The organism is Streptomyces europaeiscabiei (assembly GCF_001550375.1).
In the GTDB taxonomy this organism is placed as follows: domain Bacteria; phylum Actinomycetota; class Actinomycetes; order Streptomycetales; family Streptomycetaceae; genus Streptomyces; species Streptomyces europaeiscabiei.
The window spans coordinates 1-6,839 of sequence record NZ_LRTR01000418.1 but is presented as its reverse complement, the minus strand read 5'-3'; the positions used below and the strand labels follow the sequence as shown (position 1 = coordinate 6,839).

The following is a 6,839-nucleotide window of genomic DNA, read 5'->3' as shown; positions in this document are numbered from 1 at the left end:
CGCCTGCCGCTCGGGCGGGAGCAGCCGCCGCAGATACCGCCGCAGCTCCTCCGGGAGGCCGAGCAGGGCGAGTGCCTGCGGCGCGGACGGCAGATCGACGACGAGCAGGTCGTACGCCTCCGAGAGCGCGGCGTCGCGCAGCGCCCGCAGCAGGGCGAGTTCCTCGGCGCCGGGCAGGGGGGTGAGCTCCTCGGCGTCCAGTCGGCCGGCGCCGAGCATTCCCAGCACGGACGAGGCCCGCTCCTGGAAGGCGACGAGATCCTCCCGGAACCGCTCCGCCGCGTCGGGCCGCCACGCGGTCAGGTTCGGGACGACCCGCACGGGTTCCGTCCCGGTCGCCACCCCGAGCACCGCCCCCAGGCTGTCGACGCGGTCCGCGCTCAGCACGAGCGTCCGCACGCCCTCACGGGCCGCCTCGACGGCTGTGGCCGCCGCGACCGTCGTACGGCCGCTGCCGCCTTGCCCGGTGATCAGGATGGTGCGCATGAGGGTGAACGGTAACCCAGCGCCCGGCCCCTCAGCGCCGCCCGGCACCCTCCGCCGAGGCCGCGCGGAGACGGGAGGCACTCGCCGGGAACCGCGCGATCAGTCATGAACGGACGGCGGCCACGCACGGACGGCGGCTGTGACACGACGCGGCCCGCCGCGCCAGGGGGCGCGGGCTCACCCGCCCGTGGACGTACACATGGACGGACAGGTGACGCGAGACCCGCCGCAGCAGACTCCGCGAGCGCCCTCCACCACCAGGACGGATCGGGCGGGTGGGCAGGGCTCAGGCCCCGGACTCCACCCGCTTCTTCAGGCCCGCCAGCGCCCGGTCGATGATGACCTTCTCCGCCTTGCGCTTGATCATGCCGAGCATCGGGATCTTGACGTCGACGGTCAGCTGGTACGTCACCTCGGTCACCGAGTCACCGACCGGCTTCAGGATGTAGGAGCCGTCGAGCGACCGCAGCATCTGGGACTTGACCAGCGTCCAGGACACCTCGTTCGCCCCGGTCCAGGTGTACGCCAGCGTCTGGTCGTCCTTGATCGCGCCCGCGTCCATGACGAGCCGGACCTGCTCGGCGCGGCCCTGGCCGTCGGTCTCCAGCACCTCCGCCTCCTTCACCTCGCCCGTCCAGTCCGGGTAGCGGGCGAAGTCGGCGATCACTCCCATGACATCGGCGGCCGCAGCCTCGATCGTGATGCTCGAACTGGTGAATTCCGCCATCGCGGTGGCTCCTCCAGAGACTGTCCGGTGAGGGAGGTGGGTGCGCACGTATGTGCAGCGTGAAGGCTACCGCTTACGGGGACTCACCATTCCAGCGCCCACGGCTTCCCGGACCCCGCGAAGTGGCCCACGTTCACACACTCGGTCGCCCCGACGCGCATCCGCCGCGCCAACGGCTGGTGGACGTGTCCGAACAACGAGTACCGGGGCCGGGTCTTCCGGATCGCCTCCAGCAGCGCCCGGCTCCCCCGCTCGAAGCGGCGCGCCACCGTGTCGTAGACCAGCTCGGGGACATCCGGCGGGATGTGCGTGCACAGCACGTCCACCTCCCCCACCGCCTCGATCTTCGCCGCGTACTCCTCGTCGCTGATCTCGTACGGGGTCCGCATGGGGGTGCGGAGTCCGCCGCCCACGAAACCGAAGACCCAGCCGCCGATCTCCACCCGTTCGCCGTCCAGCACGGTCGTCCCCGGACCCGCGTACTCGGGCCACAGCCTCGGCATATCGACATTGCCGTACGTGGCGTACGTCGGCGTGGGGAAGGCCGCGAACATCTTGGCGTACTGCTTGCGGACGGCCTTCTCGATCACGGCGGAGCGCTCCTCCCCCACGCCCGCCCACAGCCGGGCTCCGAGTTCGCGCGCCTCCTCGAAGCGGCGGGCGGTGCGCAGTTCGACGAGCCGGGTGGCGTTCTCGGCGCCGAAGAGGTCGGGGAAGATGCCGCGGGAGTGGTCGGCGTAGTCGAGGAAGAGGACCAGGTCACCCAGGCACACCAGGGCGTCGGCGCCCTCACCCGCTCCGGCCAGGTCGCGTGCGTTGCCGTGCACGTCGCTGACCACGTGAATGCGAGTCCTGCCGTTACCGCCCGATGTGCGTGCCATGGCGATCAAGCGTAGGCGTGTGTGGCATACGTGAACAGAGCCGGTCGGACGTGTGGTTACTGGCCAGTCGGCAAGTGGGGGGACTATTCTTCCCGGGTAGAACCCCGCACGTGTGACGCGGAGAACATCTCGCCCGACCCCCCTCGCGTAGAGGCCATACCGACGGGTAACGTCCGGGCAGTCCAGTTGTGCTCAGGTTTTCAACCAGTAGGAACCGAAGAACCAAAGGGGACCTGAGCGCTCTCCCGGCCTTGGACCGCACCGTCGCAGCACACACGTCAGTCGTGGCGCCGGCGCCCTATGAGGAGCAGCAGTCTTGCGCGAGTTCAGCCTTCCGGCTTTGTACGAGGTCCCGACGGACGGCAATCTGACCGACATCGTCCGTAGAAACGCCGCGCAGCATCCCGATGTCGCCGTCATCGCCCGCAAGGTGGACGGCGTCTGGCAGGACGTCGACGCCGTCCGCTTCCTCACCGAGGTACGGACGGCCGCGAAGGGGCTGATCGCCGCCGGGGTCCAGCCGGGCGACCGGGTCGCGCTGATGTCCCGCACCCGGTACGAGTGGACCCTCCTGGACTTCGCGATCTGGACGGCCGGCGCGGTCACCGTGCCGGTGTACGAGACCAGCTCGCCGGAGCAGGTGGAGTGGATCCTCGCCGACTCGGGCGCGACCGCCATGATCGTGGAGCTGGACGGGCACTCGGCCGCCGTCGAGTCGGTGCGCGACCGGCTGCCGGGGCTGAAGCACGTGTGGCAGATCGAGGACGGCGGTGTGGAGGAGCTGGGCCGCCTCGGCCAGGGGGTCACCGACCAGGCCGTCGACGAGCGCAGCTCGATGGCCAAGGCCGACGACCCGGCGACCATCGTCTACACCTCCGGCACGACCGGCCGCCCGAAGGGGTGCGTCCTCACCCACCGCAGCTTCTTCGCCGAGTGCGGGAACGTGGTGGAGCGGCTGCGCCCCCTGTTCCGTACGGGCGAGTGCTCGGTCCTGCTCTTCCTCCCGCTCGCGCACGTCTTCGGGCGGCTCGTGCAGGTCGCGCCGATGATGGCGCCGATCAAGCTGGGCACCGTACCGGACATCAAGAACCTCACCGACGAGCTGGCCTCCTTCCGGCCGACGCTGATCCTCGGTGTGCCGCGTGTGTTCGAGAAGGTCTACAACTCGGCGCGGGCCAAGGCGCAGGCGGACGGCAAGGGCAAGATCTTCGACAAGGCCGCGGACACGGCGATCGCGTACAGCAGGGCGCTGGACACCGCGTCGGGTCCGGCGCTCGGCCTGAAGATCAAGCACAAGGTGTTCGACAGGCTCGTCTACAGCAAGCTGCGGGCGGTGCTCGGCGGCAAGGGCGAGTTCGCGATCTCGGGCGGCGCCCCGCTGGGCGAGCGTCTGGGCCACTTCTTCCGCGGCATCGGCTTCACGGTTCTGGAGGGCTACGGCCTGACGGAGTCCTGTGCGGCCACCGCGTTCAACCCCTGGGACCGCCAGAAGATCGGTACGGTCGGGCAGCCGCTGCCGGGTTCCGTCATCCGGATCGCGGACGACGGGGAGGTGCTGCTGCACGGCGAGCACCTGTTCAAGGAGTACTGGAACAACCCGGGCGCGACCGAGGAGGCGCTGGCCGACGGCTGGTTCCACACGGGCGACATCGGCACCCTGGACGAGGACGGCTACCTCAGCATCACCGGCCGCAAGAAGGAGATCATCGTCACCGCGGGCGGCAAGAACGTCGCCCCGGCCGTGATCGAGGACCGGATCCGGGCGCACGCCCTGGTCGCGGAGTGCATGGTGGTGGGCGACGGGCGGCCCTTCGTGGGCGCGCTGGTCACCATCGACGAGGAGTTCCTGGGCCGCTGGGCCGCCGAGCACGGCAAGCCGGCGGGCTCCACCGCGGCGTCACTGAGTGCGGACGCCGATCTGAACGCGGCCGTGCAGGCCGCGATCGACGACGGCAACGCCGCGGTGTCGAAGGCGGAATCGGTGCGGAAGTTCCGCATTCTGTCCTCCCAGTTCACGGAGGAGTCGGGCCACCTGACGCCGTCCCTGAAGCTCAAGCGCAACGTGGTGGCGAAGGACTACGCGGACCAGATCGAGGCGATCTACCAGAAGTAACCAGCCGTCGGGCAGCAATCAGCGGTCGCACGGCTCATGGCGCGGTGTCCTCGGCGAGGACCCGCGTCATCGTGCGTTCGGCGAGCGCGGTGATCGTGACGAACGGGTTCACCCCGATCGAGCCGGGCACCAGCGAGCCGTCGGTGACGTACAGCTTCGAATACCCCTTCACCCTCCCGTAGTTGTCGGTCGCCCGGCCCAGCACGCAGCCGCCCAGCGGGTGGTACGTGAAGTCGTCGGCGAACACCTTGTTGGACGAGCCGAACAGGTCGTACCGGTACATCGTGCTGTTGGCGGAGTTGATCCGGTCGAAGAGCTTCTTGGCCATGGAGGAGGAGACAGCGCTCTGGGCGGCGCTCCAGCCGAGCTTCGCCGAGTCGCTCGCGGCGTCGTAGGTGAAGGACGCGCGCTCCGGGTTCTTGGTGATCGCCAGATAGAGGCTGACCCAGTGTTCGAGGCCCGTGGGCAGCGGGGCGATCTCGGCGAAGACGGGGTTGGCGGTGTTGGCCCAGTCGTCGATGCCCATGACCGGCATGGTCGACTGGTTCGCCCCGACCGTGTCCCACAGGTGGTTGGCCCGGCCGAGCATGACGTTGCCGTTCGAACCCCAGCCGGCGCCGACACTGGCGTCCAGCGCGGGCAGGGTGCCCTTCGCCCGTGCGCGGACGAGGAGTTCGGTGGTGCCGACGCTGCCGGCGCCGAGGAACAGGTAGGTGCAGCCGTACTCCTTGGTCTCGACGACCGTGCCCGTGTCGGCGATGCGGTCGACGGTGACGACGTACGTCCCGTCGCTCAGCCGGCGGATGCCCCTGGCCCGTTCCATGGTGTGGATGGTGACGTTGCCGGTGCCGAGGGCGGCGGCGAGGTACGTCTTGTCGAGGCTCTTCTTTCCGTGGTTGTTGCCGTAGATGACCTCTCCCGCGAGGGCCGACCTGGTCGCGGTGCCGGCCGCCTCGCGCTGCATGTAGCCGAAGTCGTAGACGCTCGGCACGAAGGTGGTCCGCAGACCGGCCTTGTCGGCGTGGGCCCGGGAGATCCGGCTGAAGCGATACCACTCGGTGGACTCGAACCACGCGGGGTCGATGGTGTTGACGCCGAGCATGGCGCGGGCGCGCGGGAAGTACGTGGAGTACATCTCGGCGGTGTCGACGGCCGGGAACTGCTCGGCGAAGTACGACTGGAGCGGGGTGACGGCCATGCTGCCGTTGACCAGTGAGCCGCCGCCGACACCGCGGCCCAGGAAGACCGACATGTTGGCGTAGCGGACGCGGTCCAGGACGCCCGGGTAGGGGTTGATGTCCTGGTTGACGACGTCCAACCAGAGGAAGGTGGCGAGCGGGGCCTCGGTCCGGTTCTTGAACCACATGGACCGATCGTCCGGCTCCTTGGTCGAACAGAAGATCTTGCCGTCGGAGCCGGGACTGTTCCAGGCCCTGCCCATCTCCAGGACGAGGGTGCGGATGCCGGCCTGGCCGAGTCGGAGGGCGGCGACGGCGGCGCCGTAGCCGGAGCCGATGACGATCGCGGGGGCGGAGTCGACCGCGTCGGGTTCGGCCGCATGGGCGGACTGGAGGCCGATGCGGGTGAGGCCGAGGGTGGCCGCCGTCTGCAGGGCGGCCATACCAAGGATGTGACGTCTCGTCAGTTGACGCTGCATCAGTTTTGCTGTCATGTGCGCAGCATGTGCGGATTTTTCGGCTCCGGCTAGGGGCTCCGCCGCGCGGTGCGGCGCCTACCGGTGTGCCGGGTGCTCCTGGAAGGCGACTTCCGGTCGTCTCGTGGCTGGTCGCACCGTTCCCGTCGCCCTCCGGAGGGCTAGAGCAACGATTTCAAAGTTTCTGCCAACAGGTCCCAGCGCCATTTCTCCTCGACCCACTCCCGTCCCCGCTGCCCCATGCGTGCCCGGAGTTCCGGATCGCCCAGGAGGGTGACGATGCGTTCGGCGGCGTCCTCGGGGGAGCCTCCTCGTACGACCCAGCCGGTCTCGCCGTCGAGCACGGCGTCGGGGGCGCCGCCGGAGTCGCCCGCGACGACGGGCAGTCCGGTCGCGGAGGCCTCCAGATAGACGATCCCGAGCCCTTCGACGTCGAGCCCGCCCCGGCGGGTGCGGCACGGCATGGCGAAGACGTCGCCGGCGCCGTAGTGGGCGGGCAGCTCGGACCAGGGGACGGCGCCGGTGAAGCGGACGGACGCGGCGACGCCGGTCTCGTGGGCGAGCCGGCGCAGCTCATTGTCGTACGGTCCGCCGCCGACGATCAGCAGCACCGCGTCCGGCTCCTCGGCGAGGATGCCGGGCATCGCCCGGATCAGGGTGTCCTGCCCCTTGCGCGGCACGAGCCGGGAGACACAGACGACGACCGGCCGGTCGGTGAGCCCCAGCCGGGCCCGCACCTCGGCGCCGCCGGAGCCGGGGTGGAAGGTCTTCTCGTCGACCCCGGGCGGCAGCTGGACCATGCGACCGGCCGCCTGCGGCGTGAGAGCCGTGGCGATCCGCGAGCGCGTGTACTCGCCCAGGTAGGTGATCGTGTCCGTGCCCTCACCGATCCGTCCCAGCAGCTGCCGGGCGGCGGGCAGCTGCGCCCAGCCCGCCTCGTGGCCGTGCGTGGTGGCCACCAGCCGCGTCGCGCCCGCC

General features: G+C 70.1%; 6 protein-coding genes. 1 reads left to right on the top strand and 5 read right to left on the bottom strand.

Annotated features, from left to right (window positions below; all coding sequences use genetic code 11):
• From AWZ10_RS20195 to AWZ10_RS20185, 3 genes are all read right to left on the bottom strand, one after another.
• On the bottom strand, positions 1 to 486 hold a 486-nt coding region (locus tag AWZ10_RS20195; RefSeq protein ID WP_279616631.1), incomplete at its 3' end, for an ArsA-related P-loop ATPase.
• A 286-nt stretch (positions 487 to 772) separates the two neighbouring features.
• The gene (locus AWZ10_RS20190; protein WP_037693456.1) at positions 773 to 1,213 is read right to left on the bottom strand and encodes an SRPBCC family protein; all 441 of its coding nucleotides are present in this window, start codon (positions 1,211 to 1,213) and stop codon (positions 773 to 775) included.
• Between the two features lie 83 nt (positions 1,214 to 1,296).
• Complete coding sequence (locus AWZ10_RS20185) at positions 1,297 to 2,052, bottom strand: metallophosphoesterase family protein (RefSeq protein ID WP_046703873.1); 756 nt, start codon at positions 2,050 to 2,052, stop codon at positions 1,297 to 1,299.
• A 358-nt stretch (positions 2,053 to 2,410) separates the two neighbouring features.
• On the opposite strand from AWZ10_RS20185, the gene AWZ10_RS20180 reads away from it, so the two are divergent.
• Positions 2,411 to 4,207, top strand: a complete 1,797-nt coding sequence (locus tag AWZ10_RS20180) for an AMP-dependent synthetase/ligase (protein WP_046703874.1) — start codon at positions 2,411 to 2,413, stop codon at positions 4,205 to 4,207.
• Between the two features lie 34 nt (positions 4,208 to 4,241).
• Here the strand turns inward: AWZ10_RS20180 and AWZ10_RS20175 are convergent, their stop codons facing one another.
• Both AWZ10_RS20175 and AWZ10_RS20170 read right to left on the bottom strand, forming a co-directional pair.
• The gene (locus tag AWZ10_RS20175) at positions 4,242 to 5,864 is read right to left on the bottom strand and encodes a GMC oxidoreductase (protein ID WP_456340109.1); all 1,623 of its coding nucleotides are present in this window, start codon (positions 5,862 to 5,864) and stop codon (positions 4,242 to 4,244) included.
• A gap of 158 nt (positions 5,865 to 6,022) precedes the next feature.
• Positions 6,023 to 6,839: glycosyltransferase family 4 protein (locus tag AWZ10_RS20170; RefSeq protein ID WP_060891739.1), on the bottom strand; the 817-nt coding region annotated here is incomplete at its 5' end.

Bases quoted from the DNA above. Each gene is read 5' to 3' on its own strand.
- AWZ10_RS20190 (WP_037693456.1), bottom strand. From the start codon at position 1,213: ATGGCGGAATTCACCAGTTCGAGCATCACGATCGAGGCTGCGGCCGCC.
- AWZ10_RS20175 (WP_456340109.1), bottom strand. From the start codon at position 5,864: ATGCAGCGTCAACTGACGAGACGTCACATCCTTGGTATGGCCGCCCTG.